We start from the raw sequence: 535 nt of genomic DNA on the forward strand, positions 1-535 counted from the left end.
CACTCACACCAGAAATGGTCCGATTAGCACCGTCTTTGTTTAAAACACTGAGTTTAGTGCCGCCTGATCCCTTACCAATGGTGATAATAGTCGCTCCCCCCGAACGGAGACTACGCGCTAAAGTAACCTCTTCTTCTTCCTTAACAAGGATACTGTCTCTTACATCGACAATCTCTTCATTCAAAGTGGTGAAAGTACTGTTAACACCTTCAAAAGCATCAGCAACATTGTGATAAGTATTCTTCTCACCTTCTGTGCCATCAGCATCAAATTGCGCAACTTTGAAATCAGGTTTTGTCCATTTGCCTTCCTCATACTTAGTATCGCCACCAAAATATTTAGCAAGGGCTGTGTTCGTAGAATGGAGCTGTGAGCCATTCACCGCATCGGTTGATTTTTTTGAGAGCTCACCATCCTTAAGAAACGTGATCTTGCTGTTTGTTTTCTCATCTTCTTTTTCTCCATGTTTTGCAGTAAAGGCATTTTCATCTTTGTTCCATGATAAAGAATCTTGTGCAACACCTTGTGTCACATC

1 pseudogene is annotated in these 535 nt (G+C 41.7%); it reads right to left on the minus strand.

The annotated features are described in order from the left end of the window. Positions 1-535, minus strand: a pseudogene (locus tag ACFIKJ_RS09730) (hypothetical protein); the annotation flags it as partial.

Source organism: Bartonella sp. PS7NMGDW (assembly GCF_042193585.1).
In the GTDB taxonomy this organism is placed as follows: domain Bacteria; phylum Pseudomonadota; class Alphaproteobacteria; order Rhizobiales; family Rhizobiaceae; genus Bartonella; species Bartonella grahamii.